The 22,664-nt window shown below is 69.3% G+C and carries 15 protein-coding genes; 5 read left to right on the forward strand and 10 right to left on the reverse strand.

Features of this window, described 5'->3' with window-relative positions:
- Window positions 1–117: 117 nt before the first annotated feature.
- Window positions 118–1,050 carry a cation diffusion facilitator family transporter gene (locus VM889_10830; GenBank protein ID HVL49041.1) on the forward strand — a complete coding sequence of 311 codons (933 nt, stop codon included), beginning with the start codon at window positions 118–120 and terminating at the stop codon, window positions 1,048–1,050.
- On the opposite strand, the gene VM889_10835 is transcribed toward VM889_10830, so the two are convergent.
- Window positions 1,051–1,524 (reverse strand): KGG domain-containing protein, encoded by a 474-nt coding sequence (locus VM889_10835; GenBank protein HVL49042.1) that lies wholly within the window; start codon window positions 1,522–1,524, stop codon window positions 1,051–1,053.
- Window positions 1,525–1,658: 134 nt separating this feature from the next.
- Between VM889_10835 and VM889_10840 the strand changes: the two genes are divergently transcribed.
- A complete protein-coding gene (locus VM889_10840) occupies window positions 1,659–2,024 on the forward strand; it encodes a hypothetical protein (protein ID HVL49043.1) in 366 nt (121 codons plus the stop codon).
- Between the two features lie 3 nt (window positions 2,025–2,027).
- Here the strand turns inward: VM889_10840 and pheA are convergent, their stop codons facing one another.
- The gene (gene pheA, locus VM889_10845; GenBank protein HVL49044.1) at window positions 2,028–2,846 is read right to left on the reverse strand and encodes a prephenate dehydratase; all 819 of its coding nucleotides are present in this window, start codon (window positions 2,844–2,846) and stop codon (window positions 2,028–2,030) included.
- A 104-nt stretch (window positions 2,847–2,950) separates the two neighbouring features.
- Here pheA and VM889_10850 point away from each other — a divergent pair, with 104 nt between their 5' ends.
- Both VM889_10850 and VM889_10855 read left to right on the forward strand, forming a co-directional pair.
- Window positions 2,951–4,276: a hypothetical protein gene (locus VM889_10850; protein HVL49045.1), complete on the forward strand. Its 1,326-nt coding sequence runs from the start codon at window positions 2,951–2,953 to the stop codon at window positions 4,274–4,276.
- A 22-nt stretch (window positions 4,277–4,298) separates the two neighbouring features.
- On the forward strand, window positions 4,299–5,690 hold the full coding sequence (locus VM889_10855) for a signal recognition particle protein Srp54 (GenBank protein ID HVL49046.1): 1,392 nt from the start codon (window positions 4,299–4,301) through the stop codon (window positions 5,688–5,690).
- Here VM889_10855 and VM889_10860 read toward each other — a convergent pair whose 3' ends face one another.
- The 4 genes from VM889_10860 to VM889_10875 all read right to left on the reverse strand — a co-directional run bounded on the left by VM889_10860 (window position 5,691) and on the right by VM889_10875 (window position 16,250).
- Window positions 5,691–7,547, reverse strand: a complete 1,857-nt coding sequence (locus tag VM889_10860) for a hypothetical protein (GenBank protein ID HVL49047.1) — start codon at window positions 7,545–7,547, stop codon at window positions 5,691–5,693.
- 393 nt (window positions 7,548–7,940) lie between these two features.
- The gene (locus VM889_10865) at window positions 7,941–9,902 is read right to left on the reverse strand and encodes a hypothetical protein (GenBank protein HVL49048.1); all 1,962 of its coding nucleotides are present in this window, start codon (window positions 9,900–9,902) and stop codon (window positions 7,941–7,943) included.
- 142 nt (window positions 9,903–10,044) lie between these two features.
- A complete protein-coding gene (locus VM889_10870) occupies window positions 10,045–11,280 on the reverse strand; it encodes a hypothetical protein (GenBank protein ID HVL49049.1) in 1,236 nt (411 codons plus the stop codon).
- Window positions 11,277–16,250: a hypothetical protein gene (locus VM889_10875; GenBank protein HVL49050.1), complete on the reverse strand. Its 4,974-nt coding sequence runs from the start codon at window positions 16,248–16,250 to the stop codon at window positions 11,277–11,279. Before VM889_10875 ends, VM889_10870 begins: the two co-directional genes overlap by 4 nt.
- 140 nt (window positions 16,251–16,390) lie before the next feature.
- On the opposite strand from VM889_10875, the gene VM889_10880 reads away from it, so the two are divergent.
- The gene (locus VM889_10880) at window positions 16,391–16,750 is read left to right on the forward strand and encodes a hypothetical protein (protein HVL49051.1); all 360 of its coding nucleotides are present in this window, start codon (window positions 16,391–16,393) and stop codon (window positions 16,748–16,750) included.
- Here VM889_10880 and VM889_10885 read toward each other — a convergent pair whose 3' ends face one another.
- The 4 genes from VM889_10885 to VM889_10900 form a co-directional block, all read right to left on the reverse strand.
- A complete protein-coding gene (locus VM889_10885) occupies window positions 16,751–17,302 on the reverse strand; it encodes a hypothetical protein (protein ID HVL49052.1) in 552 nt (183 codons plus the stop codon).
- Between the two features lie 32 nt (window positions 17,303–17,334).
- Window positions 17,335–19,845 carry a type II secretion system F family protein gene (locus VM889_10890; protein ID HVL49053.1) on the reverse strand — a complete coding sequence of 837 codons (2,511 nt, stop codon included), beginning with the start codon at window positions 19,843–19,845 and terminating at the stop codon, window positions 17,335–17,337.
- Between the two features lie 4 nt (window positions 19,846–19,849).
- Window positions 19,850–20,725 (reverse strand): type II secretion system F family protein, encoded by an 876-nt coding sequence (locus VM889_10895; GenBank protein ID HVL49054.1) that lies wholly within the window; start codon window positions 20,723–20,725, stop codon window positions 19,850–19,852.
- Window positions 20,715–22,664 (reverse strand): type II/IV secretion system ATPase subunit (locus VM889_10900; protein HVL49055.1); only part of this gene is annotated, 1,950 nt, incomplete at its 5' end. The genes VM889_10895 and VM889_10900, both read right to left, overlap by 11 nt.

A 22,664-nucleotide genomic window follows, 5' to 3' on the forward strand; every position in this document is an offset into this window, starting at 1 on the left:
GTCGGGTCCGGGACCGGGTCCGGGTCCGGGCGTCGGGTCCGGGTCCGGGTCGGGTCCGGGTCCGGTTGGGCGGTCGAACCCGCGCCCCTTAAGGCCCACGAGCGACGATGGCCTCGCGTGAGCGCGCACGGCCACGGCCACGACCACGGCGCGCGCGCGGACGACGTCGCGTCGAACCGCCGCCGGCTCGCGATTGTCGCGACCGTCGCCGGCCTCATCATCGTCATCGAGGCCGCGGCCGGGTTCCTCGCGAACTCGCTCGTCCTCCTTTCCGACGCGGGACACGCGTCCACCGATTTCGCGGCGCTCCTCCTCGCCGCGTACGCGGTGAGCGTCGCCGCGCGTCCCGCGACCGCCGAGAAGACATTCGGTTATCGGCGCAGCGAGATCGTGGCCGCGTTCGTGAACGCGCTCGGGCTCTGGGTCATCTCGGCCGTCCTCGTCGTCGAGGCCGCCCGCCGGCTCCTCGAGCCCGGCGAGGTGGACGGCGACATCGTCATCGCGGTGGGCCTCGTGACGCTCGTCGCGAACGGGGGCATGGCGCTCTTCCTCTCGCGCGGGGCGCACGCGAACCTGAACGTCGAAGGCGCGAGGCTGCACATCCTCTCCGACGCCGTGGGCTCCGCGGCCGCGGTCGTCGCGGGCCTCGCGGTGAAGTTCCAGGGGTGGACGTGGGCCGACCCGGCGATCACGCTCTTCGTGACCTTCCTCATCGTGCGCTGGGCGCTGCGACTGACGCGGGAGACGCTCCACATCCTCCTCGAGGGCGCGCCCGCCCGCGTCGACCCCAACCGGCTGCGCGCGGACCTCACGGCGATTCCCGGCGTGATCCAGGTCCACGACCTGCACGTCTGGAGCCTCACCGCGGGCGTCGACACGATGAGCGCGCACGTGGTGGTGGACGACCCTGCGCGGGGACCCGAGATCACGGCCCGGATTCGCCGCGACGTCGCCCCGAAGTACCGCCTGGAGCACCTCACGCTCGAGGTCGAGGCGGCGGACTCCGACTGCGAGGGTTGCGAGCCGCTGCGCCGCGGCGCGTCCGCGTGATCACGGTTCCTCTTCGGCCTCGCGCGGTTTCTCCTCTTCCTCCGCCGCGGTCTCTGCTTCGGCCCGCGGAGGCGCCGCCTCGGCGCGGCGGGACTGCTCGACGCGCGCCTCGCCGCCCTTGCGGCCGATCTCCGAATAGAACTCCGGCCCCTTCGTGCGCGCGACCGTCTCGCCGCCCTTGCGGCCGATCTCCGAGAAGTGCTCCGGCCCGTAGTGCTCCTTCACGCTCTCGCCGCCCTTGTGGCCGAGCTTCGCGTAGCCCTCGGTGCCGAGCTGCTCCTTGCGGACCTCGCCGCCCTTGTGGCCGATCTTCGAGTAGAAATCGGGCCCGTACTTCCGCTTGACCGCTTCTCCGCCCTTCTGACCCAGCTTGGAATAGCCTTCGGCCCCGAGCTCGCGCTTCCGCTTCTCGCCGCCCAGGCGTCCGGCGTCCGAGAGGGTCATGGGTTCGCCCTTGCCTCGCTTCTGCGCCATGTCAGGGCGGTCGGCCGGGGGCCCCGCATGAGGGCTCTGACCGGCCCGTCGCTCGAAAGCGCGCCCCCGCGCGACGCGCGCCTCCCCGGCCGGGCGGCCCGAAGGTTCTTCAACCCGATACCCTTTCCGCGCGCGTGGCCAAACCGAAGCGCGAGGACAAGGAAGAGGGCGAGGCGACAGCCTTCGACTTCGCGAGCATCCGCTTCGACGAGGCCGCGTTCATGCGGCGCGAGATCGGCGCGGCGCGCATCTCGTTCCTCGTCGCCGGGCTCGGGCTCCTCGCGGGGGTGCTCGCGTTCCTCGCGCACCGCTTCGGCGGCGCGTGGCTGCTCGGCCTCGTCGTCCTCGGCGCCTCCGTCTTCGCGATCCGCCCGATCCTGCAGGCGCGCAACGTCCCCGAGGAGCTCACGAACTGGAAGTCGATGCTCGGCCAGGGCTTCCTGTTGTTCACGACGGGGCTCGCGCTTTGGGTCCTGCTCCTGAACCTCGTTCCCGCGTGACGCTCAATCGTTGCGCGCGAAGCTTCCGAGCACCTTGAGGAACGTCGTGAGGCGCGCGAGATCCGCGAGCGCCTCGCGCACGCTCGGATCGTCGCGATGGCCTTCGAAGTCGACGTGGAACACGTACTCCCACGGACGCTGCCGCGACGGTCGGCTTTCGAGCTTGAGCAGGTTCAGCCTTCGCCGCGCGAGCGCGCCGAGCGCCTCGTGCAGCGCGCCGGGCCGGTGGTCCGTCGCGAAGACGAGCACGGTCTTCGCGGATCCGTCGGAGCGGGGCGCGGGGGCGCGGCCGAGGGCGAGGAAACGCGTGCGGTTGTCCTGGATCGTCTGGACGTCCTCCGCGAGGATCGCAAGCCCGTAACGCGCGGCCGCCGCGACGGAGGCGATCGCGGCGTCCCCGGGGCGTCGCTCCTCGGCGACGAGCTTCGCCGCGCCTGCCGTATCGTAGACCGCGACGGCCTCGAGCCCGCGCGCCTCGATGAACGCGGCGCACTGGTCGAGCGCGCTTGCGTGGGAGAGGACGCGCCGGACGTCCACGAGCGCAAGGCCGGCCGGCGCCATGAGGGCATGACGCACCGGCACCACCGTCTCGCCGATCGCGAACACGTCGTGGCTGCGCAGGAGGTCGATCGTCGTGTGGATCGTGCCCGCCTGGGAGTTCTCCACGGCCGCGACCGCGCGGTCGACCCGGCCGGTGACGAGCGCCTGGAAGACGTCGGCGAGGGTGCGGCAGGGGACGGTCTCGACCGTGTCGCCGAAGAAGCGACGCGCGGCCATCTCGCTGTAGGCGCCCGGCTCGCCCTGGAACGCGACGGCGGTCAACGGATCGGGACCGCGGGTCCGACCTGATAAACCCCCCGCTCCGTATGGCCTCCTTCCCGACGGCGGGCCCGCAGGTTCTTCTCCGGTCGAGGGCCTCGCCGGTCATGCACGGGTTCCCGGCTCTCGCCTCCCTCGTGATCGCGGTCGCCCTCGTCTTTGCCCCCGTCGGGGCGCACGCCCTCCCCGACCGGACGTCCGCGACCCTCGACGCCCTTGTCGAGGCGAGCGGGGCGTCCGGGTCGGCGTTCGACCGCGCGCTCGCCCTCATGGCCGCGGCCGAGGGGGCCGTGGGGGTCAAGGCCACGCCCGTGGACGTCCCCGTCTACGACACCCCCGCCGAGGCCTTGCAGGCCGTCCTCGACGCGACGGGCGCCGACGCTCGAGACGCTGCGCGCGCGGCGGAGGAGACCCTCGCCGGGCTCGAGGCGCCGGTCGCGCGGGCCCTCACCCGGACCCTCGCCGCCTTCGTCGCCTACCATCACGCGGGGTCCGACCTCGACCTCGGCGGGATCTTCGGGGCGCGCGCGAGCCTCGTCGCGGCCGCGCGCGACCTGCGCGACGCCGTCGCCGCCCACCCTGCCGCGGCCCAGGCTCCCGCGCTCGTGATCCCGACCGTCCTCTCGATCGATCTCGGGTCGGAGCCGAACACCTACACCGCCGACTTCGCCCTCCTCGTGGACGCGGGCGGGGACGACGTCTACCTCAACAACGCGGGCGGAAGCAGCGCGTCGACGTACTGCAGCGTCGGCCGCCCCGCCGCGCTCCTCGACTTCGGCGGCAACGACACCTACGGGCCGACCAAGCGCCTCTGCGGGATCAACGGCGGGGCGAACCTCGGCGCGGGCTTCCTCCTCGACGCGGCCGGCCACGACCGCTACTTCGCCGCCGGCTACGGCGGCAACGGCGGCGCGCGAAGCGGTGGCGCCGGGTTCCTGCTCGACCTCGAGGGGAACGACGTCTACGAAGGCGGGGACACGGGCACGAACGGCGGCGCGAACGTCGGAAGCGGCTTCCTCCTCGACATCGCGGGCAACGACACCTACCGCGCGCGGGGCAACGGCACGAACGGCGCGGGCCACGGGACGGGCGCCGGGTTCCTCCTCGACGCCGAAGGCAACGATACGTATTCCGCGAAGAACCGGGGCGTGAACGGCGGCGCCTTCAACGCCGCGACGGGATTCCTCGCCGACCTTTCGGGCGACGACCGGTACGAGGCCGGGAAGGAGGGCGTGAACGGCGGCGTGTCGGGATCGTCCCTCTCGGGCTCGCCCGCGCTCACCTACGGGTTCGGTCTCCTCTACGACGGGGACGGCCGGGACGTGTACGTCGACGAGGAGAACGCGTCGGGCGTCGACCGCTCGGCCCCTATGAAGGGTCTTGCGGGTTTCCAGATCGACCACGCGCGTCCCAAGCGCCCCGAATCTTTATAGAAAGGAACCGCTAGCCGGCCGCATGGTCCTGGAAGGCCTCGGCGACTCCCTGCGATCGACCCTCAAGAAGATCGCGAACGCTCGGGCGATCGACGCGACGCTCGTGAAGGAGATCGTGCGGGACATCCAGCGGGCGCTCCTCCAGGCGGACGTCAACGTCAAGCTGGCCCTCCAGCTCACGAAGCGGATCGAGGAGCGCGCCCTCACGGAGAAGCCTCCGGCGGGGATGGCGAGCCGCGAGCACGTGGTCCGCATCGTGTACGAGGAGCTCGTGAACGTCCTCGGGAAGCCGCGCGACCTCCCGCTCAAGCACCAGACGATCATGATGGTGGGCCTGTACGGCCAGGGCAAGACGACGACCTGCGGCAAGCTCGCGAAGCACTTCCAGAAGAAGGGCCTGCGCGTGGGTCTCGTCGCGGCGGACGTCCACCGCCCGGCGGCGTACGAGCAGCTCAAGACGCTCGCGGAGCAGGTGGGCTGCCACTTCCACGGCGAGCCGTCGGCGTACAAGGGCCAGTCCGCGACGGATGCGCAGGTCGCGGGCCGCGTCGCGGCGGGCATCGTCGCGCGCGCGATCGCGGCGCTCAAGCCCAAGACGGACGTGATCATCGTCGACACGGCCGGCCGCGACAAGCTCGAGGCGGGCCTCATCGAGGAGATGAAGGAGATCTTCGCGGCCGCGAAGCCGGACGAGAAGTTCCTCGTGATGGACGCGCAGGTCGGACAGCAGGCGGGTCCGCAGGCGCAGGCGTTCCACGACGCCGTGCAGGTGACGGGCGTCATCATCACCAAGCTCGACGGCACGGCCAAGGGCGGCGGCGCGCTCTCCGCGGTCTCGGTCACGAAGGCGCCCGTGATGTTCATCGGCGTCGGCGAGAAGGTCGACGACTTCGAGAAGTTCGATCCCGCGCGGTTCATCAGCCGCCTCCTCGGCATGGGCGACATCCAGACGCTCCTCGAGAAGGCGCAGGAGGTCGTGGGGGACGAGGAGAAGGCGGAGGCGACGGCGAAGAACATCATGTCGGGTCGCTTCACGCTGCTCGACATGCGGGACCAGATGGAGATGCTCTCGGGCATGGGGCCGCTCTCGAAGGTCCTCGACATGATCCCGGGCATGGGCCGCGCGAAGATCCCGAAGGCCCAGATGGAAGAGACCCAGAAGAAGCTCGAGAAGTTCAAGATCATCATGTCGTCCATGACGCGCGAGGAGATGGAGGAGCCGGGCGTCATCAAGGCGAGCCGCATCAAGCGCATCTCGCTCGGGTCGGGCGTCGATCCGCACGAGGTGAAGGAGCTGCTGAAATACTACGAGACGAGCCGCAAGACGATGAAGGGTCTCGCCTCCAACAAGAAGATGCAGCGGCGGCTCATGAAGCAGTTCGAGGGCGCGGAAGGCCTCGAAGGGATCCGCTGATCACCAGACGTAGAGCACGATCTGGGCCTCGACGACGCCGAGGCCGGAGTCGCGCCCGTCGAGGAGGAACGTCCCCGTCGCGCTCCCGACGCCCGCACCGCGCGGAACCGCGGGACCGTAGTCGACGTAGTACTGCTGGTGCGTGAGGTACAGGAGCGCGTTCGAGAAGAGGTGCCGCAGCTGCGTGGCGCTCGCGTCGAGGGGCCGGAGGTTCGTCGCGAGGATGGCGCCCGCGGGATCGGCGTTGTAGCCCGTCACGGCCGCGACCGGCTGCTGCTTCGAGATGTCGAGCGGGTCGATCATCGTGAGGAACGCCTGCATCTCGTCCGCCCACGGCCAGGGCGCGGCCGCCGCGTCGTATCCGCCCGTCGCGAGCGCGTAGGGCCGCGTGAGGATGGGATGCTGGTAGGTCGTGCGCAGCGCGAAGGGCAGCGTGACGGTGCCGACGTTGCGGTGGGGAAGGAGTTCGTCCCACCAGGCGAGCGGATCCTTCTCGGCGTCGCCGAGCATCACGAGGTTGCCGCCCTTCTCGATCCAGCGCGCGAGGCCTTCGCGCCACTGGGGACGGACGCCCGCGCTCGGCGTCGCAACGGCGTTCGTGCCGACGACGAGGGCGTCGTAGCGGGTCGTGTCGTAGTCCATCGCGTTCGAGTAGAGGACGGTCTTCACGCCGGCCTCGCTCGCCTCGACCGTGATGGCGTGCACGAACCATCCTTCGCCCTCGCTCGTCTGCGGCTGGGGGCTCTGCAGGAAATCGAACGAGAGATCGTGGACGTCGCCGACGAGGTGGGTGAGCGAGATGGAGGCGGATTCGGGCGCGGCGCGCGAGCCGTTCGTGTGGAGGTGGGTGCCCTGCATCTCCCAGTTGACGAGCGGCCCCGCGCAGGACGTGCAGTAGGTCGAAACGCGCGCGTAGTCGTCGAAGCCCGGCGTGAAGCCGGCGCCGTCGGCGATCGTGCTCGAGGCCTTGATGTAATGCGTGAAATTCAGCCAGACCCGCGCGCCGCTCCCGAACCCGGAAAGATCGAGGGACGAGACGCGGAGGAGGCCGGGCCATGCGTTGCGGGCGTACCGGTATTCGTCCGCCGTCGTGGTCGAGGCGTACATGAGGAAGCTCTGCGGAGCGGCGGCGGGCCACGGCGCGTTCGCGGGCGCGAAGGCGTTCTTGTCGCGCATCTGCCAGGCCGAGGCGATGGAGGGCGCGGGGAAGCCTTCGAGGCCCGCGAGGCGGAACACGAGGTTCTGGAGCGTGAACTCGGAGGTGTAGACGTCGCCCGCGGTCGCGAGGGCGCCGTCGGCGAAGCGACCGTCGAGGACGACGCCCGCCGCCTTGAGCGCGGCGATCTCGGCGTGCGCCTGCGGGGCGAGCTCGCCGAAGACGCCGGTCCCGTTCGCGACGTAGGCGACCCGGAGGTCCTGCAGCGCGGGAATGGACCCGCTCGGCTGGATCGGGACCGAGGGGCGGACCTCGATGCGGAAGTTGCGTCCCTCCGGAAGTCCGAGGGCCTTGCGCGCCTCGACGTAATCCGGCTGGTCGCCGTAGGTGGTGGCGAGCGCGACGACGCGCGCGCCGTCGAGGGTCGCGATGGATCCCGGCTTGAGGAAGCCGAGCCGCGTGACGCCCCCCGAGGGCCACGTCGAGGGGTGCCCGGGCTGGGTCGTGACGAAGCGGAGCGCGTCGGAGGCCAAGGCGTGGGCATCGGCGGCGCTGCCCGAGGTGCCGCCCTCGCGCGCGACATGGTTCGCGAGCGTGGCGGCGATCGCGCTGAACGCGATCGTGAAGACCGCCATCGCGACGATGAACGAGACGAGGGTTCCGGCCCCCTCGTCGTCGAGGCGTCGAACCGTCCTGGCCACCCGGGCCCCGGTCTGTCCCGGACCTGTTAATAAGGGCGGGGTCACCGGCCCTGGGGCGCCCGCGGGTCCGGACCCGGACCCGACGCCCGGACCCGGTCCCGGACCCGGACCCGGACCCGGACCCGACTCCCGGCGCCCGGGCCCGGCACCCGGTCCCGGCGCCCGACACCCGGTCCCGGCGCCCGGCACCCGGTCCCGGTCCCGGCACCCGACGCCCGGCGCCCGGTCCCGGCACCCGGACCCGACGCCCGGACCCGGTCCCGGACCCGGTCCCGACGCCCGGCGCCCGGGCCCGCCACCCGGTCCCGAACCCCGGTCCCGGTCCCGGCACCCGGTCCCGAACGGTCCCGAAACCCGGCACCCGACGGCGCCCGGGCCCAAGGCCGCCGGTCCTCACCGGAAGACGTAGAGGACGACCTGGACCTCGACGATGGCCCCGGGGACGCTGGGGTGGGGGATGGCGGCGAGGCGGGTGCTGCTCCCGACGGGGACGCCGGGCGGGATCGCGGGCCCGAAGTCGAGGAAGAGCATCGTGTAGCTCTGGCTCATGAGGTTGTGGAGGAACTTTTTGCCCTCGAGGTCGCTTTGCGGGGTCATGAGGCTCCCCGGCATGTACGTCGACAGGATGACGGACCCGTCGCCGAAGACGCCGGGCTTCGAGACGGCGAGCGTGTCCTCGGACCCCTGGTTCCCGACGCCCTTCGAGAGGACGTGCGTGTAGTAGTCGTCCTGCTTGAGCCGCCACGCCTTGCCGTTGTCGTTGTAGGACTGGTAGGCGAGACCTTCGGGGGCGTGGAGGATGGGGTGGCCGGGGTCGGGCGCGGAGACGCCGCCGTTCGCGTTGTGGATGCCCGCGCCGTAGAGGGGCTGGAGCCACTGCGCGTTCTGGGCGACGGATCCGAGCACGACGAGGGTGCCGCCCGTGTCGTTCACCCAGTTCGCGATGCCTTCCTTCACGGCGTGGGGCTCGAGCGCGCTCTGGCGGAATTTGCTCCCGATGATCAGGATGTTGTAGCGCGACAGCACGTCCGGCAACTCGCGCACGTTGGAGGCGCGGAAGACGTCGCCTCCGGGGTTCGTCGCGGGATCGTAGAGCGTCGCGTCGAACGAGCCGCCGGCGATCGCGGTCACGTAGCCCTGCTCCGTGATCGCGATCGGATCGGGACCGCTCGTCTCCGTGAACATCGCCGCGGCGCTCACGTGGAACGAGTCCCGCTGGCCGCGCGCGCCCGAGGTCGTCGTGAGGAGCACGCTCCAGTTGCCGACCATCGTGCAGGTCGTGCATTCGTACTTGCCGGGCTTGTTCTTCTCGAGGTCGAGCGTGCCGTTGAAGTGGACCGTGCCGTCCGGGCGGGTCACGGTGAGGCGGCCCTGGATCCCCTGGTTCGAGCGCTTTCCGTCCTTGTCGAAGTGGTCGCCGAGGATCGTCACCGTCTCGCCGCTCACGTAGTGCTGGTCGTCCGCGTGCACGAGGAGGTTGTACTTCTCGTTGCCCGAGGCGGGCATCGAGACGCCGTTGAAGAATCGCTGGCCGATCGTGTTGCCGGACGTGTCCTTCGCGACCGCCATGTAGGAGTCCGCGACGCGGACCTCGATGCTCGTCGTGGGGGACGTCCAGCTCTGGATCGGGTAATAGCGCGTCCACACGTAGTCCGTGTCGCCGGGGCGGAGGAGCTTCGTGTAGTGGGTCTCGACGACCTGCGCGTTCTGCTGGCCGGTCGTGTTCAGCACGAACGTGACCTGGTAGATGGCGTCCTTCACGTGCCGGTTCGTGATCGTCGCGCCGGGCTCGACGTACGTGGCCTGCGCGACGACCGAGTGCGTGACGTCCGCGGGCGCGACGGGGTCGTCGTACTGCGCGACGTAGGCGGGACGCATGTCGGCGTGCGCCGTCCAGCGGGAGTCCTCCATCGAGAGGAGGACAGGGTAGCTCCTGAGGTGGATGTTGTAGCCCTGGAGGCCGAGTCCGCGGAGCACCTCGGGGTAGTCCGCGATCGCGTTCGCCCCGTCCTCCGTGAGCTTCGAGCTCCGGAGGTTCTTGATCTTGCCGTACTCGAGCGTACGCGTCGCGGGGTCCGAGGCGAGGCCGAAGCGCTGGAGCCGGTCGGCGTCCGAATGCCACGCCGCGAGGCCCGTCGAGGTCGAACCCGACTGCGCGACGATGAGGCCCAGCGCCTGCCGGGCCTTCACGTCGAGGTCCTCGCTTTCGGCGTCGTGGCCGGCGAGAGGCTCGTTCTGGAATTGGACCACGGCCGCAAACGTCGCCCCGAAGATGAGCATGCTCGCGACGAATCCGACGGCCGCCGTGTGCGCGCGCTCGTCGGCGCGGATGCGGCGGCGGAAACCGTTGGCCATGCGTGGACCCCCGTACGTACGGAAGGGTTCGCTCGCGAGGGGGTCAAGAAGGTGTCGCGCGGCATCGGAGGGTCTGATCCAACGCGCTTATAGCGCGTCAAAATCGGGGACCGGCGCGGTCGCACCCGTCAAGGCGGGGCCGTCATTCCCATTCGGGATGCCAGGCCTCGATCACGAGCCGGTACACCGGGTTGATGGGGACCACGCCGCCCTCGAGCGCGACGTCGAGGCGCTCGTGGAGGCGCGCCGACTGCGCGACGGGCCCGGTGGATCCCGCAAGCGTGTGGTTCAGCTCCGCGACCACGAGATGAGGGCCGAGAAGCGCGCTCTTGGGGATGTCGAGATCCCACGCGCCGCTCGTCCCGTCGAAGGTCTTCGCGTAGGCGACGTAGTAGAGGCCGTTCGTCGTGTTGAGCATCGGGATCGGCGCGAGGATGCGGATCGCGGTCGTGTTGGTCGAGCCCTGCGCGAACCGGTTCGCATGGACGGCGACGTAGTCCGAGAAGTCCCACGTGAGACGCGCCGTGCCGCCGACGGGGACGACGCGCCCCGGAACGTACGCGCCCGTGGGCTCGTCCCACCGCGCGATGTCGAGGCGGCTCGTGTTGAGCGCCGCGCGCGAGGCGCCCCAGGAGGTGTCGAGGTAGCTGTCGGCGCGGATCGACCACGTCGCTTTGCCCCGGAGGGCCGTCGAGCCGTGGGGGAAGGCGTCATCGGATTGGAGGACGAGCGCGCCGCTCGTGGGATACCCGCCGGCGCCGGGACCGACGTAGGAGTGGCGCTCCGAAGGGATTTGCGTGTCGTTGAGCGGCGTCACCTTGACGCCGTTCGCGTACTTGAGGTGCGGGTGGGGCCAGTCCGCCCCGTAGGCGACCGCGTTGCCCGCAAGCACCGGGAGGACGGTCGCGTTCATCTTCGTCGAGGTGTCGGAGTAGACCGCGAAATCCGCCGCGACGAACGCGACGGACCAGGCGGGCTGGTACGGGATCCCCGCGCTCACGCGCTCGCCCGAGCTCACGCCGTCGCCGACGACGAGCCGCGGCGCGTAGCCGTTGTCGAGCCAGACGTTGTAGCGGGCGCCTTTCGGGAGGAAGTTGTCGAGCTTGTGCGTGAGGTTCGCGGACTGGCCGTAGAGCGCCTCCACCACGAGCTTTGTCAGCATGTTGCGGTTGTACGCGTCCTCGCTCGTCGTCAGGCCCGAAAGGACCGCGAGCGAGTCCTCGGCGGCGGATTCGAGCACGTGGCGTCCGCCGGGCGCGGATTCCGTCGACTGGTTGAACGCGGTGACGTACATCATGGCGCCCAGGATGAGGAGCGCGATGACGATGGATTCGAGGACCATGAGGTTCGCCGCGTCGCGCCGTCCCAGACGCGTCACCTCCGGTCCCAATCCTCGTACCACGTGACGAGCTTGAGGTCGTAGACCGGGCTCACGGGGAGCCGCCCGTCGGGCGGCGTGACGATGAAGTAGTTGTAGACGCGGCCCGCCTGCACGAGGTTGGACTCCTGCCAGGACACTTCCGTCTCGATGACGTAGGGACCGTAGGGAGCGCCGAGGGGCACCTTGTAGGTGAACGAATAGAGGCCGTCGTCGGACGGGAGGACGCCCCAGTTGGGAAGGAGCGCCGAGGACTCGCGGAACGCCCGCGTCTGACCCGTGGTGTTGATGGACGTGGTGCCGACGAACGCGATCGCCTCGCGGGGCGTGCGGTCGAGGTGGCCCGCCGCGAGGGCGGTCGGGCGTTCCCCGCCGCCGAATGAGAACATGGTGAGGGTATCGCCGTCGACGCCGTCCAGGTAGTAGACCCACGTGAGGGACATCGTGGGGGTCCACATGACGGCGACCACGTCCGGGACGGAATCGCCCGTCTGCAGGTTCGCGTCGATGACCTTGATCGCGATCGGCCACCCGAGGAGCATGCCGGTCTTCCATTTGACCTCGCCCGTCTTGCCGTCGAGGAGCATCACCCGGTAGTCGGGCTGCTGCGGGTTCGGGACACCCGAGACGACCTGGTAGCGCGTCGCGATCACGACGTCCTTCTGGCCGTCCGCGGTGAAGTCGCGCGAAGCGTCGATCTCCACGATCTCGCCGGTGACCTGCGTGGCCCAGACGGGGCGGATGACCTGCGGCCGGATGCGTCCCTGCACGTCCCACACCACGTTCGTGCCGAACGCCGCCCGGCCCGGGTCCGCGAAGTTCTCGCGGACGACCGTGAGCGGAACCGTCGCCCACGGCGTCGCCTCCGGGCTCGATTCGAGGGTGAAGTTCAACGACTTGGCCGACGGCGCGATGTGCGTCCAGTTCTCGTTGATGAACATCTCGAGCTTCCACTTGAACGACGTGCCGGCCTTCTCCCAGGGGATGGCCACGGGGGCGTAGGGCGGGTAACCGAGGTTGTCCGGCCCCGCGCCGAGGAGCGTCGCCTCGATCCAATCGACCCCGTTGTTCGTGGACACCCAGAGCTTCGTGTTCGTGAGGCCCGCGAGCTCGTTGCTCACAACGGTTTCGGGCCTCACGAGCGTGATGCGGTTTCCTGGAGGAACCGCGGGGATGCCGTAGTTCGTGGACACGGCCGTCGAATGCATCCGGAACGTGCCCATGTAGACGACGTGGAGCCCCGTTGCAGGAGCCGTGGTGTTGCCCCCGATGCCGATGGCGCGGCCTTCGTAAGGAATGTGGAGCGCGCGGATCGACGTGTCGGCGTCGAGCCCGGGCTGGCGCGCGAAGCTGCGCCCGAGATCGATGCTCTCGTAGAGCAGGCCGGGACCGCCGATCACGATCCGGCTTCCGCGCACCGCGACCGATTCAAGGTCGAGGCTCGTCGACAGCTTCGCCGAGAGGTTCGTCACCGTCGGGGTGCAGTTCGCGAGGCCCGTGATGTTCAGGACGATGCCGCCCTTGCCGACCGCGACCGCATGGTCCGAGTTCACGAGCGCGACGTCGGTGAGGTCGCGGGTCGTGCCGGTGACGACCGTGCGCCAACTCGTCGCGCCCGTCGCGGGCGACAGGCAGCGCATCGCGCCGCGGTCGCCGATCGCGACGCCGCGGCCCGGACCGTGCATCGCGACGCCGCGGAACTCGAGCGTGCTGTTCAGGGCTCCGCTCGCGTAGCCGCCGGACGAGTACTTGCGCCACTTCGTGAAGTCGTTCGCCGTCTCGGTGTGGAAGATCGCGGCGTCGCCGCAGAGCGAATCGAGAACGAGAACGCAGCGGTTGCCGACCATGACGCCGTGGCCGTCGGCCGTGATCGCGATGTCGTTGAAGTTCCAGACCGCGGCCGAAGGCAGGCCCGTGGCGGGGTTCTTCACCGTGACCGTGAGCGCGGGATTGAAGGAGGCGCCGCCGTCCGTCGAGGCGTAGATACGGCTCGGCGCGCCGACGACGTACCCGTGCGCGACGTCCTTGAAGAAGATGTTCCGGGCCCCTGGGAGGGGGTTGCGCGTGAGGCCCTGGAAGCGCGAGTAGAACATGTCGGTCCACCCGTCGATCGTGTAGATGACCTCCCCGTCCTCGAGGAGGGCCCAACCGAGGTCTTCTCCGATCCACGCCGCGCGCACGCCCATCGGCGGACCCACGACGCTCACGTCGGAGACGGGCGGACCGGCCTGGCGCCCGTCGAGCGCGTAGACGATGCCGTCCGTGCCGCCCACGATGATGTCCGTCACGCTGTCGCCGTTGAGGCTCGTGAGATCGTAGGCAGCGACGTCGCCCGACGGGATGCCGAAGCGCCAGTGGTTCGGGTGGACCGTGTGGTTGTAGGCGTCGAGGGTCGAGGTGCCGAACGAGGTGGACACCGAGTTCGCGGTGTTGACGAGGTTCATGTAGAGGGCCATCACGTCCGGGGTCACCTGGGAATAGACGCGCGCGGAGGCGCTCGCGTGCAGCCCCGTGTGCCCCACGACGCCCGGAAGGGCCGGGAAGCCGAAGACGCCGCCCACGGCCTTCTTGGGCTCGCCGCCCGTGATGACGGGCCAGTTCGGGAGCGTCGTCCAGTCGACGCCGCTCAGAGCGTAGATGCGGTTCGCGTCGAAGGTGACGACGACGTCCTTCACGCCGTCGCCGTTCAGATCCTGGCCCGCGTCGATCCAGTTGACGGAGGCCGAGATGGGCTTCGTCCACTGGCGGACGACGGTGAAGTTCTTGTCGAGCACGTAGACGTAGGCCGACTTCTCGTCCGTCCCGACCGCGTAGTGGAGCTTGCCGTTGATCGGGATGCCGGCGAGATGCGTGACTTCCGCCGCCTGCTTCTGCTGCGCGAACTGCGCGAGCGTCTCGACCGTGAAGACGCGCCCGACGAGGACGGACCCATCGAGGCCGTCGTGCGCGGAGACGCGGCCGCTCGACGTACCGACGATGACGTCCGTCGTCGCGTCGTCGTCGACCGTGTCGGCGAGGAGCGCGTTCACGGAGCCGTTCACGAGGGCGGTGGGATCGTTGTAGTCCGTGTAGATGGCCTTGTGGTGCTCGATCGAGAACGGGCCGTAGATGCGCGTCGTCACGTTCGCGACGCTGTTCTTCTTCGAGAGCGAGTGGATGAGGCTGCGGACGTCCGGCGTGATGTCGATCGATTCGCCGACGGCGATGCGCCGCTTCGAGATGTTGATGCTGCCGGTCGCGAGCGCCTCCTCGAGCGTGGGGATGATCTCGGACGTGTACGTCCAGTTGCCTGTGAGGAAGGCTTCGCGGAAGCGCGCGGCGCCCGAGAAGGCCTCGGGGACGCGGAGGTTGTTCGCGTCGAAGTCGTAGCCTTGGCGCGCGGCGTTCATGCCGTTCACGACGCTCCCGCGCGGCGGCACGAGGCCCTGGTAGAACATCGGGTCGAGGTTCGTCCAGAGCTTCGTCGAGTGGCCGTCGAACGAGATGGGGACCGGGAGGGGATCCTCGGGGCTCCTCGGAGTGAGGGTTCCGGTGCCGAACGCCTCGAGCGTCGTGCGGAAGGCCTCACCCGGGGGCACGATCTTGCCGTTCGCGCAGTCGTCCCACGGCAGGAAGCCGGTCGGCTCCCAGCGCCACGTGATGGCCGAGAAGGCGACCTGCGGGCCGAACACGTTCGCGTGAAGCCAGTTGCCGCACGAGAGATCCGACGTCGTCGTCGACTTGTGGAAGATCGGATAGCCGTCCGGCTGCCGGAACTCGATTTCCCGGATGTAGAGCGGGCTCGCGAACGGATTCGTGAGGACCAGGGGCCACGTCGAGGGGTTGACGACGCCCATGGGCTTCGGGACGCCCGCGGCAAGAAGCGGCACCGCCGTCGGAGCGCTCGCGTGGCTGTCGGCCTTGACGACGAAATCGAGCGACGAGTACGCCCCCTTCGAGAGGCGCGCCGAGAAGAGGTAGAAATCGAGAAGGTCGCCCGGCCCCGGATAGCCCAGCGTGAGCGTGAACACGCGCGGCGCGCCCGTGACGCTCGAAAGGAGCGTCGCCGTGACCTGGCCGCCCGCGTTGGGCGACGTGACGTTGCCCGTGACGTGCCAGCCCTCGACGATGTTCGTATCGTAGTCCGCGACGGCGGTGAAGCCACGAGGGACCTGGATCGTGAGCTGCGTGCCCGCCGGCAAAGGCGCGTTGGGCGAGCGGTTCTCCACCTCGAGCTTCACGGTCGCGGGATCCTCCGAGTAGGCCGGCCCGGACTTGAAGACGGGCTCCAGGTCGAGGTAGCCCGCGTCGATGCCGAGGCTCTCGTCGAGGAGCTTCATGTCCACGGACGGGATGGCCGACGTGTAGGATGCGTCGCCCTGGTACGTGGATCCGGCCGTGCGGAAGGTGACGGGGAGGCCCTCGTAGACGCCGCGGACGGTGATCTCGACGGGGACGCCGCCGGCGGGAACGAGGTTCGAGTTGTAGACGGGGAGCGCATAGACGCGCATGTGGCTGCGGGCGGGATCGTGGTAGTCGACGGCCGTCTCGTAGAACGTGAAGGACCACTTGGGCTCGATGAGATGGGTCGCGGTCGCGGTTTCGCCCTCGGGGCTGCCCTTGATGCAAAGAGGCGTCGCGCCGTAGCCGTTGGACATGTAGAGGTTGTAGAGCGTGCCCGCGGGAAGGAAGGCCTTGAAGCGTGCGTCGAGACCCGAGCAGTCCCCCGAGAGCGCGTCGGCGATGAGCTTGCTCAGGGTGTTGTTGCCATAGCGGGCGTCCGCGAGCGGATATTCGTAGAGGACGTTCAGCGCATCCACGCCCGCATTCTCGAGGCGATTGCGGGTGGGCGCCGTCTCGCTGGTCGGGAGGCTGTAGGTGAGCACGAAGCTCACGGCCGTGAACATCACGAGCCCGATGAGCACCGCCTCGAGGACCTGGACGTGACCGCCGTCGCGGCCACCGAGCGAAAGCGTCCGCCGGCCGAGCAACCGTCCCGGGCTCTCTCGCGGGGGGTATTTGAAGGGGTCGCTCCGGGGAGAGCGGACACCCCCGCCGGGGCGGGTCGAACCGACGGCGGACCACAACCGTTTTGGTATCCCCGTCCGCCTGCAGCCGCGGAAGGAATGGCATGCGGCACGTTGCCCTCACGATCCTCGTCGTCCTCGCCCTCGCGGCCCCCCTCGCCCTGTCCCAGGCGGGGGACACGGCACCGAACTACACGACCGTCTGCCAGGGCGGCGCGACCCAGACCACGTACGCCTACGGCATCGACGACGACATGAAGGTCGTCGGCGACACGACGGGCGACTACTACCTCTTCTTCCACCCCTACTGGATCAGCGTCTGGGAGGAGGCCAACACGCAGCCGGGTCTCCAGATGGACGACCGCGTCTGCGAGCGGAAGGACATCTACACCGGCCAGGTCCTCTCCACGTTCGTGGCGTTCACCGCGGACCGGCTCCTCGTCGAGGGCGCGAAGCTCGTCTGATCACGGGGCCACGTTCACGGCGTACACGACGGATTCGTCCATCGTGCTCACCCCGTCCGAGAGGAAGATCCGCACCACGACCCCGGAGACGCATCCGTTCGCGACCGTCGAGCAGCGGCCCGCCTTGGTCCACAGGATGCCGTCGTTCACGAGGTCGTATCGGACGTTCGAGTAGTCGGTCGCGCCGTCCCACGACTCGGTCCCGGCCTTGAAGCGGCCCGTCGCGAGGTCGACGAAGAAATCCTCGTCACGGGAGACCCCGGCGTCGTCCCCGGCGAGGACGATGCTCACGTCGTAGCCCTTCTCGTGCTCGATGTTCTTGAACGTCGCGACCACGCTCGCGAAGATGTCACGGAGGGTGTCGTTGTCGGTCGAGAGCCCGACGGCCCCCTGGAGCGTCCCGCCGACGCGGTCGTGCATGAATCGGTACTCCGAGACGAGCGCGCCGCCCGCGTCCTCGGTCGCGCGCTTCTCGAGGTCCGCCACCTGCGAGAGCGTCAACGCGGTGACGACGAACGCGAGGACGAGGACGAACCCCGCGAGGAGGAGCATCTGTCCGCGATCGTCGCGTCGCCACATCGCGATCACCCGATGACGAGACGGAACACGACGTAGGCGATCGTGATCATGACGAAGGCGTGCTTCAGGCCGGAGATGGGCTTCCCGCCCTCCATCACGCCCGCGACGATGCCGCCGCCGAGGCCCTGCACGATGGCGCCGTGGAAGAAGAGCGTCTTGAAGACCTCCTCGTCGAAGGCGCGGAACGTGAGCCCGCCGATCGTGACGCCGGAGGCGCCCTTCACGGCGCGCGACACCTCGGGGATGAACTGCGCGTTCAGGACGCCGATGACGCCGATGAACACGAAGAACGCGATGTAGATGATCATGACGTAGATGCTCATGGAGCTCTTGCGCTCCTTGAGGATCATCTGGATCTCGCGGCTGTCGTCGGCCGCGGCCGCGAGGACGTCCACGACGTTGCCGCCGGCCTTCGACGCCTGGACGACGAGCGAAACCGTGCGCTCGATGAGGGGCGTGCGCACGCGCTTCGCGAAGCGCTTCAGAGCCTCCTCGAACGAGATGCCCCATTCGATCTGGCTCGCCATGCGCTTGATGTCGGGCGTGAGCGCGCCGTAGGAGCCCTTGGACGCGGTGATGACGGCTTCCGTGAGGGTCATGCCCGAGCGCTGGCTCTCCGCGAGGTCGCGCAGGAATTCGGGAAACTTCTGGTCGATCGCGCGGATGCGCGCCATCTCGCGGTTGTGGTAGAATCCGTAGGGGCCGAGCCCGAGGAGGATGGCGAAGACGAAGAAGTCGGTCGCGTACTTCGAGCCGATGGCGAGGGGCCCGAGCTGCGTCACAAGACCGAACTGGACGAGGAGGCCGAGGACGAACAGGATGCCCGCGAGCGTCATGCTCACGCCGAGCACGAGGTAACGGTTCATCTGCTCGGAGGTGAGACGCTTCTTGCCGATCTCCTGGTCGGTCGCCTTCTTCCAGCGCGGGTCGATGTTGACGCCCTGGAAGTACCGCATGCCGACGACGATGAGGACGCCGAGCCCGACGAAGAGGAAGAGGAAGAAGACGAGGTCCGTCTGGGGTCCCTTCTCCATCTTCACGACCCCGGTCGCCTGCATCGCGACGAAGCCGACGAAGGCGAGCACGAACACGAGGCCGCCGACGTACGTCGCCATCATGCGCTTGCGGATGTCCTCCGCGAGCTCCTCGTTCGCGTTCTCCGTCCTCTTGATCGCCTCCAGGATCATCTGGACGACGCCCGGGAGAAGGGCGCGCGTCTTCACGAGCACGGAGAGGACGATGGTGGCGAGCGAAAGGACGAGGACGGCGTTCTCCTCGCTGATGCCCTTGCCCGAGGCGAGGCCTGACCCCGCGAACACGCCGAAGAAGATGAGGACGATCGAGAGCGTGGAGAACCACACCGAGAGCGCCTTCTTCCGGTCCGTGTACTGGACCTCCGTCTGCACGCGCGTCCTCGTGACGAGGGTGAGGAGTAGGGGGACGAGGGCGAGCGTGAGGATGAACGGATAGAGCGTCGGGGACGTGTAGACCTCGAGCAGGCTGCGGAAGAGCGCGGCGCCGCCCGCCTGGGCGAGGAACGCGAGGAAGGTGATGACGCCGAGCGCCGCCGCGGTCACCGTGAGCCCGACCGAAAGGGACTGCAGGATGACGCGCCGCTTCTTCCGGACGTCCTCGATGTCGCCGAGGCCCACCTCGAGCTTCAGGACGACGTGGCTGATGCCGACGCTGAAGGTCGCCGGAATGAGCGCGAGCATGGCGAAGCCGAGGAGCCAGACCCGATGCATGGTGTCCGGGAACGCGAAGCTCGCGACGAGCGAGGCCACGATCAGGACGCCCGAGAGCGCGACGAACCCGATGACCATCTGGCGCGTGACGTTGCTGCGTCGGATGCGCTCCTCGGCCTCCATCCAGTGGATGACGCGGCCCCATCCGGGGAAGCCGAGCCAGTGGAGCGCAAAGAGGCCCCCGGTGACGACGCCGACGGTGCTCACGAAGGGCGCGCGCTCGGCCTTGATGAAGCCCATGCCGGCGGCATCGAGGATGCCGAGGCCGATGAGCGCGCCGAGGAGGAGGCTCAGCCCGGTGAGCCCGAGGAGGGCCCAGGCGGCGTAGAGACGCGCTCCGGAGGGCATCGCGCCCATCGAGCGCGGCTCGCGCGTCGCGAAGAAGCCGGCGATCGCGGGGATCGTCGCGACCACGGCGAGGATGATGGGGTAGATCGCGAGGACCGGCCCCGCGAAGAGGGTGACGAATCCCGCGCCCGCGATCGCCGCGACGATGTCGACGAGCGCGAAGAGGAGGACGACGAACGTCGCGATGGCGCTGAAGACGTGGAGGCGGACCTCGCGGCTAAAGCGCGCGTCGTCGTCCTCGGGCTCGTCGGGAACCGCGGGCGGGCGGGCCCTGAGAAGCATCGCCGAGGCGACGGCGGCGCCCACCGTGAGGAGGAGCGCGAGCGCGACGAACGGCCGCGTCGCGGCGGGAATCGCGAGCGCGGCCGAAAGGGCCGCGAGCGCGAGGGCCGCGAAGGACAGGTGCCGGGCCTCGAACCTCACCGCTTCACACCTCCGGAGTCATGTTCTTGAGCGCGAAGGCGAAGCCCGCGTTCGCGACGGGGAGGAGCAGGTAGATGACGAGGTAGAGCTGCGCGGGCCCCTGGCCGCCGATCATGCCCATGATCGCCATCATGACGATGAGGAAGAGCGGGCCCGCGACGCAGGCCGTGACGTACGTCTCGGCCATGAGGCCCATCATGTCGACGAACTGCTTCTGGTCCTGGCGGTTCTCCCACATGTAGCGCTGGGCCTTCGAGGTGAAGTAGTGCTGGAGGTCGCCGCCCGACGTGAGCGTGGTGATCGCGCCCTGGAGGAACTCCGCGAACTTGTCGGAGGGCGTCCGGCGGATCGCGCGCTTCATCGCCGTCACGGCGTCGCGGCCGAAGTAGGCCATGTCGCGGTAGATCCACTCGGATTCCTTCGCCACCTCGCCGTAGATCTTCTGCTCGGCGAGGCTCTTGAACACGACGTCCATGTTGACGCCCGCGGACGCCATGGCCGCGATGTAGTTCAGGGCGTACGGAAGGCGCATGTCGATGTCCTTCGCGCGCTGCTTGGCCTTGCCCGACGGCGTGCCCACCATGACGGCGTACGTCGTGCCGCCCATGAGGAGGGGGACGATGAGGACGACGACCGCGAGGAAGGGCGGCGCGCCCGGGAACGCGAGGGGAAGGACCACGAACCAGAGACCGAGGCCCATGACGAGCCCGAAGAGCCCCGTGATGATGGCGAGGAGAAGCCCGTGGGACACGTAGGCCTCGGCGCGGACGCCGAGCCTCGCCTTGCGCAGGTCGTCCTCGAGCTTCGTGAGGTTCATGGAGCGGATGACCGTGCCGCCCATGACCTTGTACGCCGCGCGCTGGAACTCGTTAAGGGCCATGCCGGGCCTCCTCCTCTTCGCCCTCGGCCTCGAACGCGCGGCGCGCTTCCGCGAGCTCGCGCTCCATCGCGGCGGCCTCGTCCTCGGCCGGCGCCTCCGGGTCCGCCGGGGCCCCGGCGTCGTGCGGGCCTTCCGCGCCCTCCTCCGGGGCGCCCTCGGCCGGCGGCGCGCCCTCGGCCGCGGCGGCGGCGGCCGCGGCGGCCTCGGCCGCGGCGCGCTCGGCGGCCTTCTGGGCCTCCTCGGCGCGCTTGCGGAGCTTCTCGAGGGTGACCTCGGGCTCCTTGTAGTAGTGCGCGATGATGAGGCCGACCTCCTTGTAGTCGCGGATGCCGTGCTTCACGAGGATCTCGATGATCTCCTTGCGGCGCGCGAACTCCTCCTTCATCTGCGCCTCGGTGAGGTTGCGCTCCATCTGGATGCGCTCGAGCACGTACGAGACGTTCGTGAACTCGAACTCGTCGCGCGCCGGGTTCCAGGAGAAGACCTCGTTCGTGAGGATCTCGCGCGTGTGCGGGTCGAGACCGACGATCTCGACGAGCTCCTTCGTGCGGCGGACGCGCTTGTCGCCGATCCTCGTCTGGATCTGGACGGACACGACGTCGAGTGCCTCGAGCATCGATCGGGGGATCGAAAGAGGCTCGGATTCGAGACGGTGGATGACCGACTCGACGGAGTCCGCGTGCATGGTGCCGTACGCCGTGTGGCCCGTCGCCATGGCCTGGAAGAGCGCGTACGCCTCCTGGCCGCGGACCTCGCCGACCAGGATGTATTCGGGGCGCTGCCTGAGGGCGGCCTTGAGGAGCGTGAACATGTCGATCTCGCCCGCCTGCCGGCCATTGTTGTCGCGCGGCCCGAAGCCCGAGCGCGTGACGCCCGCGATCCAGTTCTCGTGCGGGATGTTGATCTCGCGCGTGTCCTCGATCGACACGATCTTCATCTGGGGCGGGATGAAGAGAAGGATCGCGTTGAGCGACGTCGTCTTGCCCGACGCCGTGCCGCCGGCGTAGATGGCGGAGGCGCCGTTCTGCACCGCGAGCCACCAGTACGCGAGGATGTCCGCGCTCATCGTGCCGAAGCGCACGAGGTCGGCGGGCGTGAAGGGGTCCTCGCGGAACTTTCGGATCGTGAACGTCGAGCCGTTGGACGTCACCTCGTCCGAGAGCGTCGCGTTCAGACGGGATCCGTCGGGCATCGTGGCGTCGAGCAGGGGCTCGGCGATCGAGATGTGCTTGCCGGACCGCTGCGCGATCTGGATCACGAAGGAGTCGAGCGCTTCGTGGGATCCGTAGAGGACCGACGACTTCACGCTCTCGTACTTGCGATGGTACAGGAAGACGGGCACGAACGGCCCGTCGCACGAGATGTCCTCGATGAGGTCGTCGCGCATGACCGCATCGAGCTTCGCGTAGCCGAGGAAGTCGCGGAGGATGAAGTAAAGGATCTTCTCCTTCGAGAGCGGCGTGAGCACGACGCTGTAGTCGTAGATGATCGCGTCCACGTGCTTGCGGAGCATCTGCGCGGCCTCGTCCTCCTTGAGGGCGCTGAGGCCGATCTCGATGACGTCGATGAGCGTGTCCTCGAGGAACTCGAGCACGTTGCGCTCGCGCTCGTTGAGCGTGGGCTCGAGCACCTCGTAGAAGTAGGCGTGCTCCTGCTCGTTGTAGAGGATGCGGATGAACGCGTAGGGCTCCTGGACGGGGTAGACCTCGACCTCGCGGATGTGCGGCTCCGCGGGCGGCTCGATCTTCACGACGGGACCTTCGTCCTCCGGAGGCGCGCCGGGGGCGGCGCCTTCGGGCGTGGCTTCCCCTGCGGGCGCGCCTTCGCCCTCGGCCGGGGCCTGCTCCTGCTTCTTGCCGAGACCGAAGCGCGCAAGAAGCCCCTTCTTCGGGGCCTCCGCGGCGGGCGCCTCGGCGGGCGGCTCCGCGGGGGCTTCGAC

Source organism: Candidatus Thermoplasmatota archaeon (genome assembly GCA_035540375.1).
Classification (GTDB): domain Archaea; phylum Thermoplasmatota; class SW-10-69-26; order JACQPN01; family JAJPHT01; genus DATLGO01.

Excerpts from the sequence above, each read along its gene's own strand:
- VM889_10835 (HVL49042.1), bottom strand. The coding sequence starts at position 1,524 with ATGGCGCAGAAGCGAGGCAAGGGCGAACCCATGACCCTCTCGGACGCC.
- VM889_10850 (HVL49045.1), top strand. The coding sequence starts at position 2,951 with ATGCACGGGTTCCCGGCTCTCGCCTCCCTCGTGATCGCGGTCGCCCTC.
- VM889_10855 (HVL49046.1), top strand. The coding sequence starts at position 4,299 with ATGGTCCTGGAAGGCCTCGGCGACTCCCTGCGATCGACCCTCAAGAAG.
- VM889_10865 (HVL49048.1), bottom strand. The coding sequence starts at position 9,902 with ATGGCCAACGGTTTCCGCCGCCGCATCCGCGCCGACGAGCGCGCGCAC.
- VM889_10880 (HVL49051.1), top strand. The coding sequence starts at position 16,391 with ATGCGGCACGTTGCCCTCACGATCCTCGTCGTCCTCGCCCTCGCGGCC.
- VM889_10885 (HVL49052.1), bottom strand. The coding sequence starts at position 17,302 with ATGCTCCTCCTCGCGGGGTTCGTCCTCGTCCTCGCGTTCGTCGTCACC.
- VM889_10895 (HVL49054.1), bottom strand. The coding sequence starts at position 20,725 with ATGGCCCTTAACGAGTTCCAGCGCGCGGCGTACAAGGTCATGGGCGGC.